We start from the raw sequence: 24,679 nt of genomic DNA, 5'->3' as shown, positions 1-24,679 counted from the left end.
GGGTGGGGGGCGGGACGGGGGCGGGTGCGGGTGCGGGTGCGGCGACAGGTGCAGGCGGTGGAGGCACTGCGACAACAGGCGCGATCGGCTCTTGCGCAGGCAGCGGGCTGGAGGCCGGGACCTCGTCGAACAGGTTCCAGTCCGCCGGAATCACCCCCGGGGCGGGTGCGGCAGGCGACACGGCGGGCGTTACCGGCGCGGGCGGACGAAAGTCGTGCTGCTGGGCCGGCACATGGTCAGGTTGGCTCGCCGCCGGCACGCTGGCGGGCCCAAGGAAATCGAAGATGTCGGGCAGCGTGTCGTGGCTCGACGCCCCCTGCAGGAAAGCAGCCGGGGCGGGTGCAAGAGGGGGCTCGGAGGGCGTCGCCTGCCCGGCCATCAGCGCCTCGAAGCTCTGTGCGCCAGGCTGGCGACTCTCCTCCAGCGAGAACCCCGAATCGATGCGCGCCTGGATCTCGTACTCGCCAATCCGGATAACTTCGCCATCCATCAAGGGCTCGCTGTTTCCGCGGCGCAAACGCACGCCAGCGTGTACCAACTCCACGCCATTGGTGCTGCTATCGGTCAGGTAATAACGGCCATCTCGAAACTGGATGACACAATGATTGGACGATACCAATCGCTCAGGATCCGGCAATACCCAATCATTGTCCGGACTTCGCCCGATGGTGACGGCACCAGTCTCCACAAGCATCTCCGCACGTTGGCCCGGAGTAATCTTGTGATAACTAGTGATAGTAAGGCAAAGTGCCATCACGCCTCCTGCATATAATGTGTATCGTGATTCCATTCAAATGAGTGGATAGCGAAAATCGCCAATAAATCCTTCAAAAACAACGACATAAATACCGTCTTTAGCTGTTTTATCGCGACATATCGGCGAATTTAACCACAGCAGCAAGGCACATTGATGGCATCCGACAGATGGGCCTTCAAAGCTGCAAACTCGGTCACACCTCCACTCGGGGGCGGGTAGCTTACCTTGACAGCATTTTGGAAATAAACCATAAATGCGCAACTTTGGAGCCTGCCATTGATATCACGCTGACATCAATCGCCCGCTCCTCTACAAGTGTTTGTGCGCCAGTTCACATTTGCAACTTCGCGCAACTAAAGCCCCGCCACGGGCCGATATGGAGATCGATTCCTGGTGAACTCGCCGCTGCTGCTCGCCGCTATTTCCGATGACTTCCCATGCGGTGAAGATCTCGAATACGACGCGGACTTCCTGCAACTCGAACGCGATGCCCAAGGGCGTCCGGAACGGGTCATGGGCGATGCGGTACAACCTGCCGAACCGCCGCAGTGGCGCACCATCGAGCAGACCTGCACCGACCTGCTGCAACGCAGCAAGGACCTGCGCATCACCCACTTCCTGGTGCAGTCCAAACTCGCATTGCAAGGCTTCGTCGGCCTGGCCGCCAGCCTGGAACTGATCCGCGACCTGCTCGGCGAATACTGGCTGCACCTGCATCCGCAACTCGACGCCTCCGACGACAACGACCCGACGGTGCGTGTCAACGCCCTGTCCGGCCTGACCTGCGACGCCAACATCGCCCTGCTGCGCGAAGCCGTGCTGGCACGCTCGCGCGCCTTCGGCCCGGTCACCTTGCGCGCGGCCCTGCACGCCGCCGGCCTGCAGCACTTCGCCAGCGAAGACCTGAGCGTCGAAGCGCTGGCCGCTGCGCTGCGTGATGCCGACCCCGATGAGCTCGAACAGACTCGCCAAGCCCTGAGCCTGGCTCGCGAGGCCTGCGAAGCGATCGAGCGCCGGGTCAGCGACCAGGTCGGCTCGGCCAGCGGCGTCGACCTGTCGGCACTCAAGCAACCGCTGCGCCTGGCACAGCAGGTACTGGCCGACTACGCCCCCGGCGGCTCGCCGCCAGCCGCCGAGAACAGCGAAGCGCCGCAGGAACATTTCCAGGACGACCATTCGACGTCCACCGCCGCAGCGCCAGCCGCTCGTGCCGCTGCACGCCCCGGCGAGATCAACAACCGCGACGACGTTCAGCAAAGCCTTGAGCGCCTGCTCCAGTACTACGCCCGCCACGAGCCTTCCAGCCCGTTGCCGGTGCTGTTGCGCCGGGCCAAGAACCTGGTCAACGCCGATTTCGCGACCATCGTACGCGACCTGATTCCCGAGGGCCTTTCGCAGTTCGAGAACCTGCGCGGGCCCCAGGACGACTGATACCACCGACAGCCGCAACGAACGACAGCGCCCCCAGCGGCGACCAGGAGGAACCACGTGGCCAAAGACAGCTCCCAGAAATTCATCGCGCGCAACCGCGCGCCGCGAGTGCAGATCGAGTACGACGTCGAACTGTATGGCGCCGAGAAGAAGGTACAGCTGCCCTTCGTCATGGGCGTGCTCTCCGACCTCGCCGGCAAGCCGGCCGAACCACTGCCCGCCGTGGCCGACCGCAAGTTCCTGGAAGTCGATGTCGACAATTTCGACTCCCGCCTCAAGGCCATGAAGCCACGGGTGGCATTCAACGTCCCCAACGAGCTGACCGGCGAAGGCAACCTGAGCCTGGACATCACTTTCGAGAGCATGGACGACTTCAGCCCAGCCGCCGTTGCGCGCAAGGTCGATGCCCTGAACCAGCTGCTCGAGGCGCGCACCCAACTGGCCAACCTGCTGACCTACATGGACGGCAAGACCGGTGCCGAGGACATCATCCTCAAGGCCATCAAGGACCCTGCCCTGCTGCAGGCCCTGGCCAGCGCCCCGAAACCTTCCGATAACGAGCCGAGCGCCTGAGGAGCCCGCCATGACCGATCCGTTGCGCGATACCCAGGCCCAGCCGGCCACCACCGAGCAGGCCAGCGAATTCGCCAACCTGCTGCTGCAGGAATTCAAACCCAAGACCGAGCGTGCCAAGGAAGCCGTCGAAAGCGCCGTGCGCACCCTGGCCGAACAGGCCCTGGCGCAGACCAACCTGGTCTCCAACGATGCCATCGGTTCGATCGAACAGATCATCGCCGCCATCGACGCCAAGCTCACCGCACAGGTCAACCAGATCATCCACCACGATGACTTCCAGCAGCTGGAAAGCGCCTGGCGCGGCCTGCACTACCTGGTCAACAACACCGAGAGCGACGAGCAGCTGAAGATCCGCGTGCTCAACATCTCCAAGACCGACCTGCACAAGACCCTGAAGAAATTCAAGGGCACCGCCTGGGACCAGAGCCCGGTGTTCAAGAAGCTCTACGAAGAGGAATACGGTCAGTTCGGCGGCGAGCCCTACGGCTGCCTGGTGGGCGACTACTACTTCGATCAGTCGCCACCCGATGTCGAGTTGCTGGGCGAGATGTCCAAGGTCTGTGCGTCGATGCATGCGCCGTTCATTGCCGCTGCATCGCCAACGGTGATGGGCATGGGCTCGTGGCAGGAGCTGTCCAACCCGCGTGACCTGACCAAGATCTTCACCACCCCGGAGTACGCCGGCTGGCGCTCGCTGCGCGAATCGGAAGACTCGCGCTACATCGGCCTGACCATGCCACGCTTCCTGGCACGCCTGCCCTACGGCGCCAAGACCGACCCGGTCGAGGCCTTCGCCTTCGAGGAAGATACCGACGGCGCCGACAGCAGCAAGTACACCTGGGCCAACGCTGCCTACGCCATGGCGGTCAACATCAACCGCTCGTTCAAGCACTACGGCTGGTGCTCGCGCATCCGCGGCGTCGAATCGGGCGGTGAAGTGCAGGATCTGCCGGCGCACACCTTCCCCACCGACGACGGTGGCGTGGACATGAAGTGCCCTACCGAAATCGCCATTTCCGACCGCCGCGAGGCGGAGCTGGCCAAAAACGGCTTCATGCCACTGCTGCACAAGAAGAACACCGACTTCGCTGCCTTCATCGGCGCCCAGTCCTTGCAGAAGCCGGCCGAGTACGACGACCCGGACGCCACCGCCAACGCCAACCTGGCTGCTCGCCTGCCGTACCTGTTCGCCACCTGCCGCTTCGCCCATTACCTGAAGTGCATCGTTCGCGACAAGATCGGCTCGTTCAAGGAAAAGGACGAGATGCAGCGCTGGCTGCAGGACTGGATCCTGAACTACGTCGACGGCGATCCGGCGCACTCCAGCGAAACCACCAAGGCACAGCACCCGTTGGCGGCGGCTGAAGTGGTGGTGGAAGAAGTCGAGGGCAACCCTGGCTACTACAACTCGCGCTTCTACCTGCGCCCGCACTACCAGCTCGAAGGGCTGACCGTGTCGTTGCGTCTGGTCTCGAAGCTGCCTTCGGCCAAAGGCGCCTGAGCCTGAACCGGGGACGCTGCGCGCCCCGCGATGGGCTGCGCAGCAGCCCCGATAGAACTGCCAACCGACGCGAAATACCGAGGACATCATGGCTGTAGATATTTTCATCAAGATCGGCGACATCAAGGGCGAGTCCGCAGACAAGACCCACAAGGAAGAAATCGACGTGCTGAACTGGAGCTGGGGCATGTCCCAGTCCGGCAACATGCACATGGGCGGAGGCGGCGGTGCCGGCAAGGTCAATATCCAGGACCTGTCGATCACCAAGTACGTAGACAAGTCCAGCCCCAACCTGATGGCCCACTGCTCCAGCGGCAAGCACATCGACAAGGTCAAGCTGACCGTGCGCAAGGCCGGTGGCGAGAGCCAGGTCGAGTACCTGATCATCAACCTCGAAGAGGTGATCATCAGCTCGCTGAGCACCGGCGGCTCGGGCAGCGATGACCGCCTGACCGAGAACGTCACCCTGAACTTCGCCAAGGTCACCGTGGACTACCAGCCACAGAAAGCCGACGGCACCAAGGATGGCGGCGCCATCAAGTACGGCTGGAACGTGCGTCAGAACGTCAAGATCTGATAGCGTTGTCGACTGCTTCGCGGGCAAGCCCGCTCCCACCGGGAAAAGTGCGCACCCCTGCTCCTTTCTGGGAGTGGGCTTGCCCGCGAAGCAGTCGCCACGACCCCGACCCCTTGAAGGAACCCGACCGTGGTAGCCGACATCGCCGCCCGTGACCGCCTGCAACCCTCGCTGCTGGATCGTCTGACCGACGATGATCCCGGCAACCCGCAGGAAGCCCCGGACAAGCGCGTGCTGTCGCTGCAGCAGCTCAAGGCATCGGTACTGCGCGACCTGGCCTGGCTGCTCAACACCACGTCGCTGCTCGACAGCACCAGCACTTTGAACACTCCCGCAGGCAACTCGGTGGTCAACTACGGCCTGCCCGCCCTGGCCGGCAACTGCGCCTCGAACATCGACCTGCTGGCCCTGGAGCGCATCATCCACCAGGCCATTTCCACCTACGAACCGCGCATCCTGGCCCACACCCTCAAGGTGCGCGCCATGGTCGCCCCCGGCGAGATGAACGCCAACGCCCTGAGCTTCGAGATCGAAGGTGATCTCTGGGCCCAGCCTGCGGCGCTGCCACTACTGCTGCAGACCGACCTGGACCTAGAGTCCGGACAAGTGCACGTAGCCCCCGCCGAACGCAGGAGACGCGCATGAACCCGCGCCTGCTCGACCTGTACAACCAGGAACTGCGGCACATCCGCGAAAGCGCGGCGGAGTTCTCCCGCGAGTACCCGAAGATCGCTGGGCGCCTGACCTTGTCCGGCATCGACTGTGCCGACCCGTACGTCGAGCGCCTGCTCGAAGGTTTCGCCTATCTCACCGCGCGCGTGCAGCTCAAGCTCGACGCCGAGTACCCGACCTTCACCCACAACCTGCTGGAAATCGCCTACCCGCACTACCTGGCGCCGACGCCCTCGATGACCGTGGTGCAGCTGCAGACCGATCCTGACGAAGGTTCGCTCAGCGCAGGTTTCCCGCTGCCACGCGGCAGCGTATTGCGCGCCAACCTTGGCCGCGACTCGCAGACCCCGTGCGAGTTTCGCAGCACCCAGGACGTCACCCTGTGGCCGCTGCAGGTGGCCCGCGCCGAATATTTCGGCAACCCTGGCACCGTGCTCGGCCGCCTCGCCGCCAGCGAACCCAAGGCCCGCGCCGCATTGCGGCTGACACTGCGCAGCGGTGCCGAGATCCCGTTCTCGAGCCTGCCGCTGACGCACCTGCCGCTGTACCTCAACGGTGCCGACGAAACGCCCTACCGTCTCTACGAACAACTGCTGGGCAACGCCTGTGCAGTGTTCGCCCGCCAGCCCGGCGCTGATTGGGTCGAGCGCATCCCGCTGGAGCACGCCCTGCGCCCCTGCGGTTTCGATGACAGCGAAGCGGCATTGCCGGTGGTGCCGCAGGCGTTCCAGGGCTACCGACTGCTGCAGGAATACTTTGCCCTGCCACAACGTTTTCTGTTCGTCGATTTCGCGGGCCTGGAACGGGCGGTCAAGCGCTGCAACGGCCAGGAGCTGGAGCTGCTGGTGCTGTTCGAGCGTTTCGACTCGACGCTGGAAAGCAGCGTCGGCGCCGAGCGCCTGGTGCCCTTCTGTACCCCGGCGATCAACCTGTTCCCCCGCCGGGTCGACCGCATCCACCTGACCGACAAGGTCAACGAACACCATGTGATCGCCGACCGCACCCGCCCCACCGACTTCGAGATCCACTCGCTGCAGCGCGTCACCGGTCACGGCACCGGTGCAGACCAGGAGTTCCTGCCCTTCTACGCCGTGCGTGACCCCTCGCGCTATGGCCGCGATCAGGCCTACTACATCGTGCGCCGCGAGCAGCGAGTGCTGTCGAGCGAACAGCGGCGCAACGGCACGCGCTCAAGCTACATGGGCAGCGAAACCTTCATCAGCCTGGTCGATGGCCAACAAGCGCCACACCGCCACGACCTGCGCCAGCTGGGCATCAGCGCGCTGTGCAGCAACCGCGACCTGCCGCTGTTCATGAGCGTGGGCGATGGGCGCAGCGACTTCAGCCTCGCCGACAGCGCCCCCGTGTCTGCCGTGCGCTGCCTGGCCGGCCCCAGCCGGCCCAAAGCCAGCCATGCCCATGACAACCGCGCCTGGCGCCTGATCAGCCAACTGTCGCTGAACTACCTGTCGCTGGCCGAGCAAGGCCAGGGGGCTGCCGCCCTGCGCGAGCTGCTGCGCCTGTACGGCGACAGCCAGGACAGCGCACTGCACCTGCAGATCGACGGCCTGCGCGAGGTCAGCAGCAAGCCCTGCACCCGGCGCCTGCCGATGCCCGGCCCGATCGTTTTTGGCCGTGGCCTGGAAATTACCCTGGAATTCGACGAGAACGCCTTCCGCGGCACCGGCGTCTTCCTGCTCGGCGCGGTGTTCGAACGCTTCCTGACCCGCTACGTGTCCATCAACAGCTTCACCGAAACCGTGCTGCGCACCAGCGAGCGCGGCGAGATCATGCGATGGAAAGCCAAGCCCGGACGCAGGCCGACCCTGTGAACATACTCGAGGCCATGCAGGCCGAACCCTGGGAGTTCGACTTCTTCCAGGCGCTGCGTCGCCTCGAGGCCGAGCACCCCGAGCTGCCTCGCTTCGGTCACGCCCAGCGCCTGGCCGATGAGCCGGTGCGCCTGGGCCAGCGCCTGGACTGCAGCTTCGCCCCGGCCACCCTGGCCTCGGTAACGCAAGACGGCGAAGGGCCGGCGCGCCTGGAACAGTTCTTCTTCGGCCTCGGCGGCCCCAACGGACCGCTGCCGTTGCACCTGACCGAGTACATGCGCGAACGCCAGCGCAACCACGCCGACCACACCAGCAAGCGCTTCCTCGACATCTTCCATCACCGCCTGCTGAGCCTGTTCTACCGTGCCTGGGCCGAAGCGCGGCCAACCGTCAGTCACGACCGCCCCGGCGATGACTACTGGGCCGCGCGTCTGGCGGCCCTGAGCGGGCGCGGCCAGCCCGAACTGCAGGACCAGGGCCCGCTGCCGCATACCGCCAAGCTGCACTACTCCGGCCACCTCGCCGCACAGACGCGCTATCCGGACGGGCTGGCCAGCATCCTGGCGAGCTATTTCGGCGTGCCAGTGCGCATCGAGGAGTACGTCGGCCAATGGCTGGAACTGCCCGAGCGCAGCCGCCTCGGCGTGCACGTCAACCGCCTGGGCATGGACCTGTGCCTGGGCCGCTACGCCTGGGATCGCCAGCACAAGTTCCGCCTGTGCCTCGGCCCGCTGACGCTGGAGCAATACCACGCGCTGCTGCCGGGCGGGCAGGCGTTCATCGAACTGGCGGCCTGGGTCGCCGAGTACCAGGGCCACGAACTGGACTGGGACCTGAACCTCATTCTCGCGCGCGAGCACGTGCCCGCGCTGGAACTCGATGCCGGCAGGCGCCTGGGTTTCGACACCTGGCTCGGCCGTCCACAACACGATGCCAACGACCTCAAGCTCGCTCGCTACTACGCCGCGCAGCCGGTCAAACCGTCTTGCACAAGGAGTCAGGAACATGGGTGAAATCAGCCGCGCCGCGCTGTTCGGCAAACTCAACAGCGTCGCCTACAAGGCCATCGAAGCCGCCACGGTGTTCTGCAAGCTGCGCGGCAATCCCTACGTGGAGCTGGTGCACTGGTTGCACCAGTTGCTGCAATTGCAGGACAGCGACCTGCACCGTATCGTGCGCCAGTTCAACGTCGAGCCGGCGCGCCTGGCCCGCGATCTGACCGACTCCCTCGACCGCCTGCCGCGGGGCTCTACCTCGATCACCGACCTGTCCTCGCAGGTCGAAGAGGCAGTGGAACGCGGTTGGGTCTACGGCAGCCTGATGTTCGGCGAGAGCCAGGTGCGCACCGGCTACCTGCTGGTCGGCATCCTCAAGACCCCGAGCCTGCGCAATGCCCTGCTGGGTCTGTCGAGCGAGTTCGCCAAGCTCAAGGTCGAGGCCCTGAGTGAGCGCTTCGATGAGTACGTCGGCGACTCCCCCGAGAACAATCTGGCCGCCAGCGACGGCTTCACCGCGGCAGCGCCGGGCGAAGCCAGCGGCGCCGTGGCCCCCGCGGCGATGGGCAAGCAGGAAGCACTCAAGCGCTTCACCGTCGACCTGACCGAACAGGCGCGCAGTGGCAAGCTCGACCCGATCGTGGGCCGCGACGAAGAGATCCGCCAACTGGTCGACATCCTCATGCGTCGCCGCCAGAACAACCCGATCCTCACCGGCGAGGCCGGCGTCGGCAAAACCGCTGTCGTCGAGGGCTTCGCCTTGCGCATCGTTGCCGGCGACGTACCGCCTGCGCTCAAGGACGTCGAGTTGCGCAGCCTGGATGTCGGCCTGCTGCAAGCCGGCGCCAGCATGAAGGGTGAGTTCGAGCAGCGTCTGCGCCAGGTCATCGAGGACGTCCAGGCCTCGCCCAAGCCCATCATCCTGTTCATCGACGAAGCCCACACCCTGGTAGGTGCCGGTGGCGCTGCCGGGACCGGCGATGCCGCCAACCTGCTCAAGCCGGCACTGGCCCGTGGCAGCCTGCGCACCGTGGCCGCGACCACCTGGGCTGAGTACAAGAAACACATCGAGAAGGACCCGGCACTGACCCGCCGCTTCCAGGTGGTGCAGGTCGATGAGCCGAGCGAGCCAAAGGCGCTGCTGATGATGCGCGGCGTGGCCTCGACCATGGAGAAGCACCATCAGGTGCAGATCCTCGACGAAGCGCTGGAAGCCGCGGTCAAGCTGTCGCACCGCTACATCCCCGCACGCCAACTGCCGGACAAGTCGGTGAGCTTGCTCGATACCGCCTGCGCACGCGTGGCCATCAGCCTGCATGCAGTGCCTGCAGAGGTCGATGACAGCCGCCGGCGTATCGAGGCGCTGGAAGTCGAGCTGCAGATCATCGCCCGCGAAGCCGCCATTGGCGTCGCCACCGAGCAACGCCAGACACAGGCCGACACGCTGTTGACCGAAGAGCGTCAGCGCCTGCTCGAGCTGGAAGGCCGCTGGGCCGAAGAAAAGACCCTGGTCGACGAACTGCTGGCCACCCGCGCCCAGTTGCGTGAGCAGGTCGGGGTGGTCGATCAGGAGGTCGATGCCCAAGGCAGCCATGAGCTGCGCGAGCGACTCGTCGACTTGCAGCAGCGCCTGAGCGCCCTGCAAGGCGAAAGCCCGCTGATCCTGCCGACCGTCGACTACCAGGCCGTGGCCTCTGTGGTTGCCGACTGGACCGGCATTCCGGTGGGGCGCATGGCACGCAACGAGATCGAGACGGTGCTCAACCTCGACAGTCACTTGGGCAAGCGCATCATCGGCCAGGACCACGCCCTGAAGATGATCGCCAAGCGTATCCAGACCTCCCGCGCCGGCCTCGACAACCCCAACAAACCCATTGGCGTGTTCATGCTTGCCGGCACCTCGGGTGTGGGCAAGACCGAGACCGCCCTGGCGCTGGCCGAGGCCATGTATGGCGGCGAGCAGAACCTGATCACCATCAACATGAGCGAGTTCCAGGAAGCGCACACCGTCTCCACCCTCAAGGGCGCACCGCCCGGCTATGTCGGCTACGGCGAAGGTGGCGTGCTGACCGAGGCCGTGCGCCGTCGCCCCTACAGCGTGGTGCTGCTCGACGAGGTGGAAAAGGCCCACCCTGACGTACACGAGATCTTCTTCCAGGTGTTCGACAAGGGCGTGATGGAAGATGGCGAGGGGCGCCAGATCGATTTTCGCAACACCCTGATCCTGCTCACCACCAACGCCGGCACCGAGCTGATCGCCGACATCTGCAAGGATCCGCAGACCTTGCCCGAACCGGATGCAGTCGCCACCTTGCTGCGCAAGCCGCTGCTGGAGATCTTCCCGCCCGCGCTGCTCGGTCGCCTGGTGACCATCCCCTACTACCCGCTCAGCGACGCCATGCTCAAGGCCATCACCCGCCTGCAGCTGGAGCGCATCCGCAAGCGCGTGGAGGCCACGCACAAGGTCGGCTTCGCCTACGACGACGCGGTGGTGGACCTGATCGTCTCGCGCTGCACCGAGACCGAGAGCGGCGGGCGGATGATCGATGCGATCCTGACCAACGGCCTGCTGCCGGACATGAGCCGCGAGTTCCTTACCCGTCTGCTCGAAGGCAAGCCGCTGGCCAGCGTCAGCATCGGCGCGCGCGACAACGAACTGCACTATGACTTCAGCGCGGCCTGAGTCTCGCGCATACAGGAACATCCATGCTGTTCACGCAACTGACGCGCCTGGCGCAGATCAACAGCCCCCTGGGGCCGAACGTGCTGATCCTCAGCGAGATGGGCGGCAGCGAGGAGCTCGGCCGCCTGTTCGACTATGAGCTGCAGCTGACCAGCGACGATCCGGCCATCGACCTCAACCAGCTGCTGGGCAAACCCATGAGCCTGTCGCTGCAATTGAGCGGCATGGCTTCGCGTCACTTCCACGGCATCGTCGCGCGCTGCAGCCAGTCGGTCGATCGCGGGCAGTTCGCCAGCTACCGCGTCACCCTGCGGCCCTGGCTGTGGTTGCTGACGCGCACCAGCGACTGCCGGATCTTCCAGCACCTGAGCGCACCGCAGATCATCAAGCAGGTATTCCGCGACCTGGGCTTTTCGGACTTCGAGGACGCCCTGAGCCGCAGCTATCGCGAGCGCGAATACTGCGTGCAATACCGCGAGACCAGCTTCGACTTCGTCAGCCGGCTGATGGAAGAAGAAGGCATCTACTACTTCTTCCGCCATGAGGAGGCGCGTCACGTCCTGGTGCTGGCCGACGCCTATGGCGCACACCAGAAGGCGCCGGGCTACGAGTCGGTGCCGTTCTATCCGCCCGACGGCCAGCACCGCGAGCGCGACCACATCAACGACTGGCACCTGGCGCAAGAGGTGCAGTCCGGCTCGATGGAGCTCAACGACTACGACTTCCAGCGGCCCAGCGCGCGCATCGATGTGCGCTCGGTCATGCCACGTCCGCACCAGGCCGGCGACTACCCGCTGTACGACTACCCCGGCGCCTATGAGCAGACCCAGGATGGCGAGCACTATGCGCGTACCCGTCTCGAGTCGCTGCAGAGCCTGCATGAACGCGTGGAGCTGCGCGGCAACGCCCGTGGTCTTGGCAGTGGTCACCTGTTCAGCCTCAGCGGCTTCTCCCGCCAGGATCAGAACCGCGAGTACCTGATCGTCGCCGCCCGCTACTACGTGGTGCAGGAGCGCCTGGAAACCGGCGGCGGCAGCGGCTCGGCGCAGTTCGAGAGCAACCTGAGCTGCATCGACGCCCAGCAGAGCTACCGGCCGGTATCGAGCACCCTGCGCCCGCTGGTCAAGGGCCCGCAGACTGCCGTGGTGGTTGGCCCGGCCGGCGAGGAGATCTGGACCGACCAGTACGGTCGGGTGAAGGTGCACTTCCACTGGGACCGCCACGACCAGTCCAACGAGAACAGCTCGTGCTGGATCCGCGTATCCCAGGCCTGGGCCGGGAAGAACTGGGGCTCGATGCAGATCCCGCGGATCGGCCAGGAAGTGATCGTCAGCTTCCTCGAAGGCGACCCCGACCGGCCGATCATCACTGGCCGGGTGTACAACGCCGAGCAGGCCGTGCCCTACGATCTGCCCGGTAACGCCACCCAGAGTGGCATGAAGAGCCGTTCGAGCAAGGGGGGCAGCCCGGCCAACTTCAACGAGATCCGCATGGAGGACAAGCGCGGGCAGGAGCAGTTGTATGTGCATGCCGAGCGCAACATGGACACGGTGGTGGAGCAGAATGAGACGTTGTCGGTGGGCATAAGCCGGACCAAGAGCGTCGGAATGGTGGAGATGGTGACCATCGGCCAGGATCGAGTACGCGCAGTACGCCATCACGATACCTTGCTGGTTGGCGCCAGCAAGACCGACAGCATCAGCACCACCTACCTGATGGAGGCCGGGGAAAAGTTGCGTCTGGTGTGCGGCGACAGTGTGCTGGAGCTCAACGCCAACGGTCACATCAATCTCACAGGCATACGCCTGAACATCAACGCCAGCGAACATGCACAGATCAATACCCCCAAAGGCACTCTCGACCTGAACATCGGTGGAGCAGCAGGCACCACACCGGGCAGCCATGGTGACAAAGGCAGCATCGACGGTAGGGTCAGCGACAAATTCCCCCGCCAGTGACGGACACCCGAATCATGAACTATCGCCTCAACGAATTTCGCTTCGACCTTCCGACCGATCAGGTGCGAGATACCAGCATCAACATCCTGCGTTTCGAGACACTGGGCACCTCACTGGTAGTCAGCCGCAGCCTGTTGAACGAAGGGGAAACGTTGCAAAGCAACTTCGACGACCAGATCCAGCGATTGCGCCAGCAGGTGCTGGATCTGCGCTTGCACACACCCCAGCCGGTGAAGCTGGGAGCAGATGGGCAACTGGAAGGCATCGAGTTGCAGAGCCAGTTCACCAAGGGCAAAGAGAAGGTTCACCAATATCAACTGGCGCTGTTGCTGCCGGGCTCGCGCAAGATGCTCGCCCTGAGCTACGTGAAGCCGCAGCCATTGGGTGAGGAGGAAGCGGCGCACTGGGCGGCTCTCAAACAGTCGCTCGACTTCGACAACCTCGGCTGAACGACTGCCATGTCCGACGCACTCTGGGCTGCGCGCGAAGGCGACGCACTGATGCACACCTCGATGATGGCCGACATCGTCGGCGGAGTACTCGAAGTCGCCGCCACCATCGCCATCGGAGCCTTGGCCACGGCTGCGGTCGGGGCTGCGCTTGGCATCACTGCTGCTACCGGTGGTCTGGGCTGCGTTGTGCTGGGCGCTGTCGTGGGGGTGGTGGTCGGCGTGGCAATGGCGAGCACCGGAGCGGACACCGCACTGAGTCGGTTCTGCGAAGGTATAGGTAACGCGCTTTTTCCACCGACAGTGCAGGCCCACATTGCCAGTGGTTCGCAAAATACCTACATAAACTCAAAACCTGCAGCCCGGGCTGCAGGTGTGGTGTTGCCTCCCCCCGCCGCTGGCCAGGCTGATGAAGGAGAAGAAGAACAAGAGCAAACCTTCCTCGACATGACGAAGGCGTTCTTTTCGCAAATGTGGCGGCCTACCGTAGCCTCGCCAGCACCGAACACCGAACCTGCGGACGATGACAAGGTGCTGTGCACCAAGCATCCGGCGATGCCTCCCCAATATATCGCCGAGGGCTCTGACAAGGTCAGCATCAATGGCCAACCAGCCGCGCGCAGCGGCGATCGCAGCACCTGCGACGCGGTGATCGTCGACTCCGGCCTGATATCGGACAACGTCCGCATTGGTGGCGAGAAAATCGTCGTACGAGAGATCCGCAGCGGTAAGACGCCAGGCATAGGCTTGGCCATCACCGCGCTGATGATGTTGCGTGGCCGTGGGGGCAAGTTCTACAGCAAGTTTGGCTGCATGCTGCTCGGTGGCGCCGCGAGTGTCGTCAGTAGCCAGGTGACGGGGGCACTCACACGTGCCATAACCGGTGCACCCAACCCGGTGCATGCAGCCACTGGCGCGAAAGTGTTGAGCGGCGAGCAGGAGCTGGACTTCACACTACCGGCGCTGATGCCACTGGTCTGGCAGCGCTTCTATAGCAGCCTGGACGAACGCCAGGACGGTTTGCTCGGCAGAGGTTGGAGCGTTCCCTACGAAGTCTGCGTGAACCTGATCGCCGATTCGGATGACGGAGAACGCCTGCTGTACACGGATGAGCAGGCGCGGATCATCGATATGGGCACGATCCCCCCAGGCGACGCAGTATTCAGTGCCGGCGAGGGTTTGAGCGTAAGACGCGCGGCTGATGGCGAGTTGTTGATCGAGGATATGGACGGCCTCTATCGATTATTCGAACCCTCCCCAATAGATCCCAAACGCCTGCGCTTGCGCCTGTTAGGTGACCGCAATGACAATCGGGTGCACCTTCGGTACGACGAGCATGGTCGCCTGATCGGGCTTGATGACACCTACGGCGCTACCAGAATGGAATTGCGCTATAGCTCCCGATGGCCCTCACGCGTCGCTCAGATTGTTCGCGTGTACAGCGACGGGAGCAACGAACCGCTGGTTGTCTATGACTACGACGCGTTCGGAGAGCTGGCTGAAGTCAGGGATGGCATCGGCCAAGTGCAGCGGCTTTTCGTTTATGGTGAACACCGACGGCTGATTGAACACCGGAACGCCTCGGGATTACGTTGTCACTATGAGTGGCAAGCCCTCGGCGATGAATGGCGCGTCTGTCGGCACTGGACTTCCGAGGGTGATCAATACCAGTTTTCCTACGACCTGATCGCCGGGCTGACCCATGTTACGGACAGCCTACAACGCACTCATACGCATCGCTGGAACAACCAATATCAAGTCGTGGAACACACCGACGCCCTGGCGAACACCTGGCATTTCGAATGGAACGATGAACGTCAGCTGTTGGGCGCGGTAGACCCTCAAGGCGGACGCTGGCAATACTTCTATGATGAATCCGGCAACCTGACCGAGACGGTGGATCCGCTCGGGCGCAGCGAATCCACGTATTGGCTGGAACATTGGGCGCTACCCAGAGAGCAAGTCGACCGCGCTGGGAATCGCTGGAAATACCGCTATGACCCGCGTGGCAACTGCACCCGTGAAGAAGACCCTGAAGGACATCTGACGCGGTTTCGCCATGACCCTCACGGCAGAATGGTCGAGATGGTCGACGCTGCGGGAAAAACAAGATCACAGCGCTGGAACGACCTGGATCAAGTCATCGAGACAGTCGATTGCACGGGCTCCGTTACTCATTACAGCTACGACCACCGCGGCCATCTAGCACAGATGACGGATGCAGAGGGCTGCACGACTCGATACAGCCATGACGCACAGGGCAGGTTGCAGTCCATCACTCGGCCAGACGGTACGCACGAGCAGTACCAGCGTGCAGCCGATGGCGCCCTGATTGCCCATGTGAACGCGACTGGCCATACCACGCGCTACTCATACACAGCACGCGGACAGCTCAGCCGCCAAGTTGACGCGGCCGGCCGTAGCGTGCGTTTCGAGTACGATCACTACGGCCGACTGGTAGAGCTCGTCAACGAAAACGGCGAAGCTTATCGATTCTCCTGGGACGCGTGTAACCGCCTAGCGATGCAACGCGATCTGGGTGGTAGTCACAAGGCCTATAGCTATGACGCTCTGGGGAATCTGATACGGCTGGTGTTCCACCCAGCGCCAGAGAGCCCCGATACTCCTGTCACCCACCAGCTCGAACGCGATGCCGTCGGTCGGCTCGTGGCCAAGATCACCTCCGATGGCCGCACGGAGTACCGGTTTGATGCCTTGGACCAGTTGCTCGCGGTGCAGACCATTGCCCTGGACGGTAACTCCCAGACGCTGAGCTATGCCTATGACAAGCTGGGGCATGTGCTCGAGGAGCACACACCACATGGCACTCTTGGCTACTCCTACGACGAGCTGGGTAATCAGACCAGGCTCATCCTTCCGGATGGCCGTTCGATCAACCGGTTGATGTATGGCTCGGGTCATCTGCATCAACTGAACCTCGATGGGCACGTCATCGCCGACTTCGAGCGCGATCGGCTGCATCGAGAAATCAATCGTACCCAGGGACGCCTGCTGTACCGTAGCGATTACGACCAGCTGGGTCGGCTTCGCAGCCGTGGCAATCACGCAAGCGATCCGACATCCGCCACTTTGGCTAAGGGACGTCGGCACTACAGCTATGACGGCGCCGACAATCTGATTCAGGTGGAGGAGTTTCACACGACAGGCAACACGCTTGAGACCATTGCCTACGACGTTACAGCCAGGGTGCGCTCAAGCTATGCCTCATCTGGTGGTCGTCAAGAACAGTTCAATTACGACCCCGCCGCAAACCTGCTCGACGGAATCAACAACTCTTCGGTTCAGTACAACCAACTGCTGAAGTATCAGGACAAGCGCTATCGCTACGACGGCTTCGGGCGCCTGATTGAAAAGGTCAGCAGCGCACGAGGCATCCAACACTTTCACTACGACGCTGAGCACAGACTGGTGGAAGTCCGCACCCTGCATGCCGGTCGAGAAACCTGCGTACGGATGCACTACGACCCACTCGGCAGACGTGTTGCCAAGGAACAATACGATGTACGCGGCCTTCTGCTGGGAAGAACCGACTTCCTGTGGGATGGCCTGCGTCTGCTGCATGAGCGCCGCAACGGTCGAAGCAGTCTGTACCTATATGCAGAATCTGGCCACGAACCCCTTGCACGCGTCGATGGGAACGGCGCCCATCAACGCGTACTGCATTTTCACAACCACCTCAACGGTCTGCCATATCGTCAGACCGACGAAGATGGACAGACCCAATGGGAAGCTACCTATCGGGTGTGGGGCAACACTGCCGCCGAGCGCTGCAACCCAGACCAGGGCATGGAGCAGAACCTGAGGTTCCAAGGCCAGTACCTGGATCGAGAGACCGGGCTGCATTACAACACCTTCAGATTCTATGATCCCGACATCGGACGCTTTACCCAGCCGGATCCGATAGGGTTGGCGGGGGGATGGAACCTTTACCGCTATGCTCCCAATCCATTTATGTGGATTGACCCGCTAGGGTGGGAGACTGTCCTCTACCGCTCCATGAGCATGGAAGAATATAACGGACTTATGCGAACCGGCACGTGGACATCGAATGGCACCATGGAAGGAAAATGGTTTGCTGAGTCATACAAAGATGCTGTGACATGGGGTAAGACGATGGGTCACGGCGGAGACTTCAAAATAGTTCAGGTCAAGGTTCCTGACAAACTTGCCAATGCAGCGTTCTCCTCCAGCAATTTGGACAGTATTGGCAAAGCCAGATACATAGAAATTGCAGATTTGAATCGTGCTCGCATCAAGCCACGTTGGACGCGGGGTATCTCTTGTGGAAAGTGATCAACCAATGAACAGACCTGTTCACGTAACCATATACTGGCGAAATGTAAGTGACGGCGGTAAGGCCCAGCTTCCCCTCAACCACCCCTACTACGTCATCACCGCTCCGATTGAAGGCCCTGACGGCTCACGGGCGGCCTGGAGTGTTGTACTTGAGGTCACGAAGAATCACCAATCACGTGACATCAGAATAGGAACCGGAACCGCGCGCTTCCTTGCCCCCAATGCCCCCAGGGACCTGTTATGCCCTGGCAGTACGCTGGAAGTCTACGAGGGACGACGGGCCGTAGCGCGCCTCGAGTTTGACGCCAGGGGGACGCCCACCTGAACGCCCTCAAGTCGGCCAAGATCTATCTGCGCAATTCGGGCATCAGAAAGCTCAGTATCAGAAGATGTCGGTCGGGTACTCGACGAACATGGGAGCTTCGTTGCCGTCGTCGTTGTAGCGGTCCTGCCGTACCGCGTTGTTTGCCCGAATTCCATGGGCATCCGATCTCGCAGGCAGACTACATGAGCTATCTGAAATCAAAAATATGAACATCATCCAAACGATTGTGCAGCAACACACACTGATGGCTCTGCGAATCCCTACCGGTTGGTCGATCTCGAAAAATGACTTCGTCGATATCGGCCCTGACATCCTGGAAACAATCGACGATGAGCATGTGCGCTTTCTGGTAACACAGAATTTTTTCGCCGATAACATATTCATGGCGGGCAGTGAGCGAACACTCGATAGTGGCGTCCCTATTTACGCCACTTTGGACCTCTGGTGCAGAGCACCGGATGAAGAACGCATGATCGAGTATCAGGCTTCGATAAATGTGTACAAAGGCAAGAAGAAAACGTCTATTTTCTCACTGACCTGCACCACTGAAAATCGTTATGAAGCACGAGAGATGATTGATCGCTGGGCCACCGCGTTCACGTGGAAAGTCCTGTTTGAATTTGAAAGTGCAGGATTGCCGATCGAGCATTATTTTTCAGCCGAGTAACATCAAGCAGCCAGGACCTACCTGCGCGATTCGGGTGTCAGCAAGGTCAGCTCACTGCCGGTACTGACCAAAGGTCAATACGAGGACATGTGGCAAATGACAACAAACCAGCAACTGGCGGCGATTCGCGAGGCGCTGGAAGATTACGAAGAAGGCGAAGCGATCGACCCGGTGCTGAAGAAGGCCGGGCTGGCACCTGCAAGCCAGAAAATGTCCCACGACCAGGTGGTGCAGTGGCTGCTGCAGGAGCGTGACAAGGCTGACAAGGCAAATATCGTCGCCCAGTTCCTGCACGGTGTGGAAACGAACCAGGCGCACCTGCGCGCCGGCCTTTCCTCACTCGCCAGCGCAACTCACTTCATGCAGCACCCGTTCAGCGTCGACAAGCAGCTCAATTGCCAGGTGTGCGGGGCCTTCGAGCATCTGGACATCGATTTCGTCCTGCTGAACCAGACACGCTACCTGTGCGGCAGCGTGCTGAGTGGCGATATCGCCGAGATGGCGTTCTTTCTGCAGCAGGCCAACGCCATCGAGAGCCCCCGCCCTGAGGCACTGCCGCTCACGACCCGCATCTTCGAGATGATCCGGGCCTTGCCGGACAACGCCAGGCCCAAGGATATGCTCAAGCAACTGCGCAAGCTCAAGGGCGTGAAGATGAGCGAAGAGGAAGCGCGCAGCTTTATCGATCTGCTGGGGCATTGCGCGATCCTGCAGACGCCCGAACACCCCGGGCTTTTGCAGCGTTTCACCAACCAGGGCCTGGCGCCCAGCAGCTCGCGCTCGTCGGACTGGAGCTATCCGGTGGATTTCTGGACCGGGGCAAACGGCGTGGACGCCGACGCGATGGAATATTGGTTCGGCGACTATCCGCAACTGTTGGCGCGCTAGCCTTGAAACGAAACAGCCCCGGCAAATGCCGGGGCTGTTTCGTTACGCCAGATCAGTATCAGAAGATGCTGATCGGGTACTCGACGAACACGCGAACTTCGTTGCCGTCGTCGTTGTAGCCGTTTTGGCGCACAGCGTTGTTGGTACGCAAGAACGAACTACGCAGCTTGATCGAGAGGTCCTTCGCCGGGCCGTCCTGCACCACGTAGCGAACCTGGTTGAAGATCTCGCGCTCCTTACCCTCGCCGAAACCTTCCGGGTTCTTGAGGTTGCGGGTGTTGATGTTGTCACCCACCACGTAAGCCAGCTTGTAGGTCAGGCCAGGGATGCCGAAGGCACCGAAATCCAGGCCGTAGCCCAACTGCCAGGAGCGCTCGTCTTCGGCGTTGAAGTCGGACCAGTACGAGTTGGCCAGGTAGATGGTCGAACCACCGTCGCCGACACCGCCTTCGTTCTGGTACCAGCCATAGTTGTAGCCGGTGCTGCCGGTGCTGCGCTGGTGGGCCAGCGTGAAGGAGTGCGGGCCATAGGCGTAGGTAGCCGCCAGGCTCCAGATGGTGTTGCGGTCGCCATTCAAGCCAGCTTCACGCACATACTTGTTGTCGATGTCCGACTTGTAGCCGTTGAAGTCCAGGGTCAGGGACTGGTCGGCCGCGATCGGGAAGACGTAGTTCAGGCCCAGGTAGTGCTTCTTCATGACATCTTCGTTGTCCGCGGTGTACAGCGACGCGGTGAAGTTGTCGGTGAACTTGTAGCTGCCGCCGAGCACGTTGATCGACTTCAGGCCACCGCCATCACGGCGCTCGGCACTCTTGCGGGCTTCCTGGGTGAAGCGGCCTGCATTCAGCTCCAGGCCTTTGATCTCCTTGGAGGTGATCATGGTGCCAGTGAAGCTCTCTGGCAGCAGACGAGCGTCGTCGTACTGCAGGACCGGCAGAGCCGGCATCTGGTCACCGTACTTGAGCACAGTGTTGGATATGCGGAACTTCACCGCTGCGCCACCACGAGCCAGGTTGTGAGGGGCGTTGGTTTTCTCACCGTCGAAAGTGGGGTCGGAGCGTTTGAAGAAGTCGACACCGCCCCCCTGGTTACGACCCTTGCCACCATCCAGACGCACGGCGTACAGGCCGAAGGCGTCGACACCGACACCCACGGTGCCTTGAGTGAAGCCGGACGAGAAGTTGGCGATCACACCCTGGCCCCACTGGGACTGGTCGTTGGTGTGGTGCTTCTTGTCACGGTTGATGAAGGCGTTGCGCAGGAGGACGTTGGCGTGGCTGTCCTCGATGAAGCCCTTGCTTTCGGCCTGGTCGTTGGCCTGGGCCTGAGTGGCGGCGATGAGTGCCAGCGCTACCAGGCTGATCCTTGTATTCAACATGTTGTTTTCCTTATTACCGAATCAGAACGCTCTGCTACCTAAAACGCCAGGAACCAACGCCCCTTCGTAGGTTCGACGCTTGTATCCAAACTGAAAACCCCGCTCCTTTTGCAGGTAGCGGGCTTCGTCCGGCGCTCGGCCAACTGATGGCCGGCAGGCGTAGAGGCCGAATCCTAGCCGCGTGTGCTTCGCAATGTCAAAAAAACGTGAAATGAAGGTTGATATAACCAAATTAAAGGCCAGAGCTGGTGCAAAACTGTGCTGAATCGCAGAGCAGACAGTTATTCCCTCTCTTTTCTGTACTTTCGTACAGGCAAGTCACTTCTGGTTGGCTTGACAAAAACACCTCGATAAAAGCGAATAATTACCAGTTACAATTTGATACATTCGTAAATACGCGCCTTTACAAATAGCCAAGCAAGAGCAAATAGCAAGCATTACCATTCGCATCCTCTTCATAACAATCTCTGCTGGATGCCTGCCGATGCTTGTCCCCTGCCGCTTGTCTCCCCTGTCTCTGGGCCTCTCACTGATGTTCAGCGCGGGCCTTGCCAGCGCTGCCACCACTACCCTGCCTGAGCTCTCGGTCACTGCTGAAAGTGAACGCGAGCGCGATAATCCGCGGGTCAAGGACGTCAGCACCGCCACCCGCACCTCGACGCCGGTGCGCTACGTCCCGCAGGCGATCGACACGGTCAAGACCGCCAACGTACTGGACTACGGCAACAACAGCCTGGGCAAGGCACTGGAAGGCATCCCCAACGTCAGCAGCGGCGCCGACACACGCTTCGACAGCCTGCGTATCCGCGGCTTCGACGCCAGCAACGACTTCTATCTGGACGGCGTGCGTGATGACAGCCAGTACGTGCGCGACCTGCACAACATCGAGCGCATCGAGGTGCTCAAGGGCCCGGCAGCCGTGCTCTATGGCCGTGGCAGCCAGGGCGGCATCGTCAATCGGGTGAGCAAGGCGCCCGAGCATGGCCGGCGCTCGACCATCGAAGCCCAGGGCGGCAGCGAGGACCTGCGCAGCCTGTACGCCGATCTCAGTGCCGACCTGAGCGACGACATCAGCGTGCGCCTGAACATGGGCAACCAGGACAACAACAGTTTCCGCGATGGGGTCGATGGCAACCGCCAACTGTTCGCCCCGTCGCTGAGCTGGCAACTGAACCCCGACCTGAACTGGCTGGTGCAGTACGAATACAGCCGCTACAACCGCACCCCGGATCGCGGCATTCCTGGCGTCGGCGGTCGTCCGGCGGATGTCGGGCGCAGCACTACGTACGGCGACACGCAGCGCGATTTCATCGACGACAAGTCGCAGTCGCTACGCTCGCGCCTGAACTACCAGCTCAGCGACAACTGGCAAGTGCGCCATACCCTGAGCCTGTTCAAGCTCGACAGCGACTTCGACAACACCTACCTCACCGGCTACACCCCCAGCACCAATCTGGTGACCCGCCAGCGCTGGCAGCAGGACCTGAACACCCGCAACCTGTTCAACAACCTCGAGGCCGAGGGCGATGTCAGCACCTGGGGCCTGGAGCACAAGCTGCTGCTGGGACTGGAATTCGGCAATCAGCGCCGCGATCCGCGCCTGTACACCGCGCGGGCGGTGAGTGCCGGTGGCCAGGCGGTGCCGTCGCTGAACCTGAACAACCCCAACCGGCGCCTGCAACACAACGGTCCCATGGTGCCGTCGAGCTACAACCACACGGTGGTCGATAGCCGTGGCGTCTACCTGCAGGACCAGATCCGCCTCAACGACCAATGGCAGATCCTGGCGGGCGTGCGCTTCGACCAGTTCGAGGTGGAAACCACCAACAAGCTGCGCGGCATCTCGGAAAAACAGGACGACAACAGCACCAGCCCGCGCCTGGGCGTGGTCTATTCGCCGTGGCAGGAACATTCGTTCTATGCCTCCTGGAGCAAGACCTATTCCCCGGTCGGCGGCGGCCTGATCGGTATCACCCCCGGCGCTGCCGGCAACACCAACGAAACGGCTCCAGAGAACACCCGGCAGAAGGAAATCGGGGTCAAGAGCGACTGGTTCGACGAGCGCCTGAGTACCACCCTCGCCATCTACGAGCTGGAGCTCTACAACCGTCGCACCACTGACCCGGACAACCCCGGCATCACCATCCTCACCGGCCTGCAACGCTCGCGTGGCGTGGAGCTGACCGCCCAGGGCAATGTGGTCGGCAACTGGTACGTACGCGGCGGCATCGGCCTGCAGGATGCCATCATCGCCAAGGACAACAGCGGCCTGGAGGGTAACCGGGTAAACAACGTGGCGCGGCGCAACGCCAGCCTGTTCGTGACCTGGAAGCCGGAGCTGGGCTGGTACGCCGAAACCGGCCTGGTACTGGTCGGCGAACGCTACGCCGACAACCAGAACACCACGGTGCTGCCAGGCTATGGGCACTGGGATGCACTGGCCGGCTACCGCACCCAGGACTGGGACGTTCGCGCTGCGCTGAACAACATCACCGACAAGACCTACTACAGCTCGGCGACCAGCGCCGCGCAGATCCAGTTCGGCGATCCGCGCAGCCTGGTGGTGACAGGCACCTACAGCTTCTGACCGATGGGCCCTATCCAGAACCGCGGCAACTAGGCTTCAATACGCGTTTTTTCCGGACACACCCAAGGATTCACCCATGGCTTCCAACACCAAGCAACAGAAACGCGCCAAGCGCGCCGCCTCCAAGGCCAAGCAGAACCGCATGGTCCGCGGCGGCCAGGCGGTCAAGGCCAGCGCTGGCGACAGCGCCAGTGTCGAGCAGGTGTACAACAAGGCCATGGAGTCCGGGAGCTATGACGCCCTGTTCGACAAGATGAAGGAGGCCCAGGAAACCAGCCTGGTGTCGATGATCTCGGTGTTTCTGGTCGATCCATTGCTGGCGCTGGTACTCAAGGGGCACAAGGAAGAGCACGCCACCGACTACATCGTCCTGGTGTTCACCGCTTACCGCGCCTGGCTCGATGGCGCCGATGAAGCGGCGACCATGGCCTGGCTGGAGAGCGATGAGTTCCAGGACGCCTACGTGGCGGCGTCGGAGGCAGTGGCCAAGCAGCAGCAACAGCAGAAGCAGTTTGGCTGAAGCTCGGCTTGCGCCCACAAAAAAACCCTCGGGTCGATCCCGAGGGTTTTTTATGCCGCGCGATAACGATTACTGCAGGGAAGGCGCTTCGCCGGCTTCCTGCATGCGCTGCAGTTCCTGAGCGTACAAGGCATCGAAGTTCACCGGCGACAGCATCAGCGCCGGGAACGAGCCACGGGTCACCAGGCTGTCGAGGGTTTCACGCGCGTACGGGAACAGGATGTTCGGGCAGAACGCACCCAGGGTGTGGCTCATGGAAGCTGCATCCAGACCCGAGATCAGGAAAATGCCCGCCTGCTGAACTTCAGCGATGAAGGCGACTTCTTCGCCGTTCTTGACGGTAACCGACAGGGTCAGCACGACCTCGTGGAAGTCACCTTCCAGGGCCTTCTGGCGGGTGTTCAGGTCCAGCGCGACACTGGGTTCCCACTGCTGGCGGAAGATCTGCGGGCTTTTCGGGGCTTCGAACGACAGGTCACGCACGTAGATGCGCTGCAGGGAGAATTGTGGGCTGTTCTCTTCGGCGGCGCCGTTGTTCTGTTGGTCAGTCATGGCAGATCCTTTTC

The 24,679-nt window shown here is 62.2% G+C and carries 18 protein-coding genes; 15 read left to right on the top strand and 3 right to left on the bottom strand.

What is annotated here, in order from left to right:
* The coding region (gene tagH, locus F6X62_RS09435; protein ID WP_153773324.1) for a type VI secretion system-associated FHA domain protein TagH at positions 1-754 on the bottom strand (754 nt) is incomplete at its 3' end.
* A gap of 396 nt (positions 755-1,150) precedes the next feature.
* Here tagH and tssA point away from each other — a divergent pair.
* The 13 genes from tssA to F6X62_RS09370 all read left to right on the top strand — a co-directional run bounded on the left by tssA (position 1,151) and on the right by F6X62_RS09370 (position 19,628).
* On the top strand, positions 1,151-2,188 hold the full coding sequence (tssA, locus tag F6X62_RS09430; protein ID WP_153773323.1) for a type VI secretion system protein TssA: 1,038 nt from the start codon (positions 1,151-1,153) through the stop codon (positions 2,186-2,188).
* Between the two features lie 57 nt (positions 2,189-2,245).
* Positions 2,246-2,761 (top strand): type VI secretion system contractile sheath small subunit, encoded by a 516-nt coding sequence (tssB, locus tag F6X62_RS09425; protein WP_054891229.1) that lies wholly within the window; start codon positions 2,246-2,248, stop codon positions 2,759-2,761.
* A 10-nt stretch (positions 2,762-2,771) separates the two neighbouring features.
* Positions 2,772-4,265: a type VI secretion system contractile sheath large subunit gene (gene tssC / locus F6X62_RS09420; RefSeq protein WP_063541557.1), complete on the top strand. Its 1,494-nt coding sequence runs from the start codon at positions 2,772-2,774 to the stop codon at positions 4,263-4,265.
* Positions 4,266-4,353: 88 nt separating this feature from the next.
* Positions 4,354-4,842 (top strand): type VI secretion system tube protein Hcp, encoded by a 489-nt coding sequence (locus F6X62_RS09415; RefSeq protein ID WP_054891227.1) that lies wholly within the window; start codon positions 4,354-4,356, stop codon positions 4,840-4,842.
* Positions 4,843-4,971: 129 nt separating this feature from the next.
* Positions 4,972-5,487 (top strand): type VI secretion system baseplate subunit TssE, encoded by a 516-nt coding sequence (tssE, locus tag F6X62_RS09410; protein WP_063541559.1) that lies wholly within the window; start codon positions 4,972-4,974, stop codon positions 5,485-5,487.
* The gene (gene tssF, locus F6X62_RS09405; RefSeq protein WP_153773322.1) at positions 5,484-7,346 is read left to right on the top strand and encodes a type VI secretion system baseplate subunit TssF; all 1,863 of its coding nucleotides are present in this window, start codon (positions 5,484-5,486) and stop codon (positions 7,344-7,346) included. The genes tssE and tssF overlap by 4 nt, the downstream gene beginning before the upstream one ends.
* Positions 7,310-8,359 (top strand): type VI secretion system baseplate subunit TssG, encoded by a 1,050-nt coding sequence (gene tssG / locus F6X62_RS09400; protein WP_153773321.1) that lies wholly within the window; start codon positions 7,310-7,312, stop codon positions 8,357-8,359. Before tssF ends, tssG begins: the two co-directional genes overlap by 37 nt.
* Positions 8,352-11,024 carry a type VI secretion system ATPase TssH gene (gene tssH, locus F6X62_RS09395; RefSeq protein ID WP_153773320.1) on the top strand — a complete coding sequence of 891 codons (2,673 nt, stop codon included), beginning with the start codon at positions 8,352-8,354 and terminating at the stop codon, positions 11,022-11,024. Before tssG ends, tssH begins: the two co-directional genes overlap by 8 nt.
* Before the next feature lie 23 nt (positions 11,025-11,047).
* Entirely contained in the window at positions 11,048-12,982 is a 1,935-nt protein-coding gene (locus tag F6X62_RS09390; protein WP_153773319.1) for a type VI secretion system tip protein VgrG, read from the top strand.
* A 14-nt stretch (positions 12,983-12,996) separates the two neighbouring features.
* On the top strand, positions 12,997-13,431 hold the full coding sequence (locus F6X62_RS09385; protein WP_153773318.1) for a DcrB-related protein: 435 nt from the start codon (positions 12,997-12,999) through the stop codon (positions 13,429-13,431).
* 9 nt (positions 13,432-13,440) lie between these two features.
* On the top strand, positions 13,441-17,745 hold the full coding sequence (locus tag F6X62_RS09380) for an RHS repeat-associated core domain-containing protein (protein WP_153773317.1): 4,305 nt from the start codon (positions 13,441-13,443) through the stop codon (positions 17,743-17,745).
* 533 nt (positions 17,746-18,278) lie between these two features.
* Entirely contained in the window at positions 18,279-18,740 is a 462-nt protein-coding gene (locus F6X62_RS09375) for a hypothetical protein (protein ID WP_153773316.1), read from the top strand.
* Between the two features lie 96 nt (positions 18,741-18,836).
* A complete protein-coding gene (locus tag F6X62_RS09370) occupies positions 18,837-19,628 on the top strand; it encodes a hypothetical protein (protein ID WP_153773315.1) in 792 nt (263 codons plus the stop codon).
* A 58-nt stretch (positions 19,629-19,686) separates the two neighbouring features.
* Here F6X62_RS09370 and F6X62_RS09365 read toward each other — a convergent pair whose 3' ends face one another.
* Complete coding sequence (locus F6X62_RS09365; RefSeq protein ID WP_063541571.1) at positions 19,687-21,006, bottom strand: OprD family porin; 1,320 nt, start codon at positions 21,004-21,006, stop codon at positions 19,687-19,689.
* 484 nt (positions 21,007-21,490) lie between these two features.
* Here F6X62_RS09365 and F6X62_RS09360 point away from each other — a divergent pair, with 484 nt between their 5' ends.
* Positions 21,491-23,593, top strand: a complete 2,103-nt coding sequence (locus F6X62_RS09360) for a TonB-dependent siderophore receptor (protein WP_153773314.1) — start codon at positions 21,491-21,493, stop codon at positions 23,591-23,593.
* 76 nt (positions 23,594-23,669) lie between these two features.
* Positions 23,670-24,113 carry a hypothetical protein gene (locus F6X62_RS09355; RefSeq protein ID WP_153773313.1) on the top strand — a complete coding sequence of 148 codons (444 nt, stop codon included), beginning with the start codon at positions 23,670-23,672 and terminating at the stop codon, positions 24,111-24,113.
* Positions 24,114-24,182: 69 nt separating this feature from the next.
* Here F6X62_RS09355 and secB read toward each other — a convergent pair whose 3' ends face one another.
* Complete coding sequence (gene secB / locus F6X62_RS09350; RefSeq protein WP_054891215.1) at positions 24,183-24,665, bottom strand: protein-export chaperone SecB; 483 nt, start codon at positions 24,663-24,665, stop codon at positions 24,183-24,185.
* Between the last annotated feature and the right edge of the window lie 14 nt (positions 24,666-24,679).

This window comes from Pseudomonas sp. MNR3A (genome assembly GCF_009650575.1).
GTDB lineage: Bacteria > Pseudomonadota > Gammaproteobacteria > Pseudomonadales > Pseudomonadaceae > Aquipseudomonas > Aquipseudomonas machongensis.
Note: the sequence above shows the minus strand (reverse complement) of the source record. Positions and strands in the feature narration are given on the sequence as shown.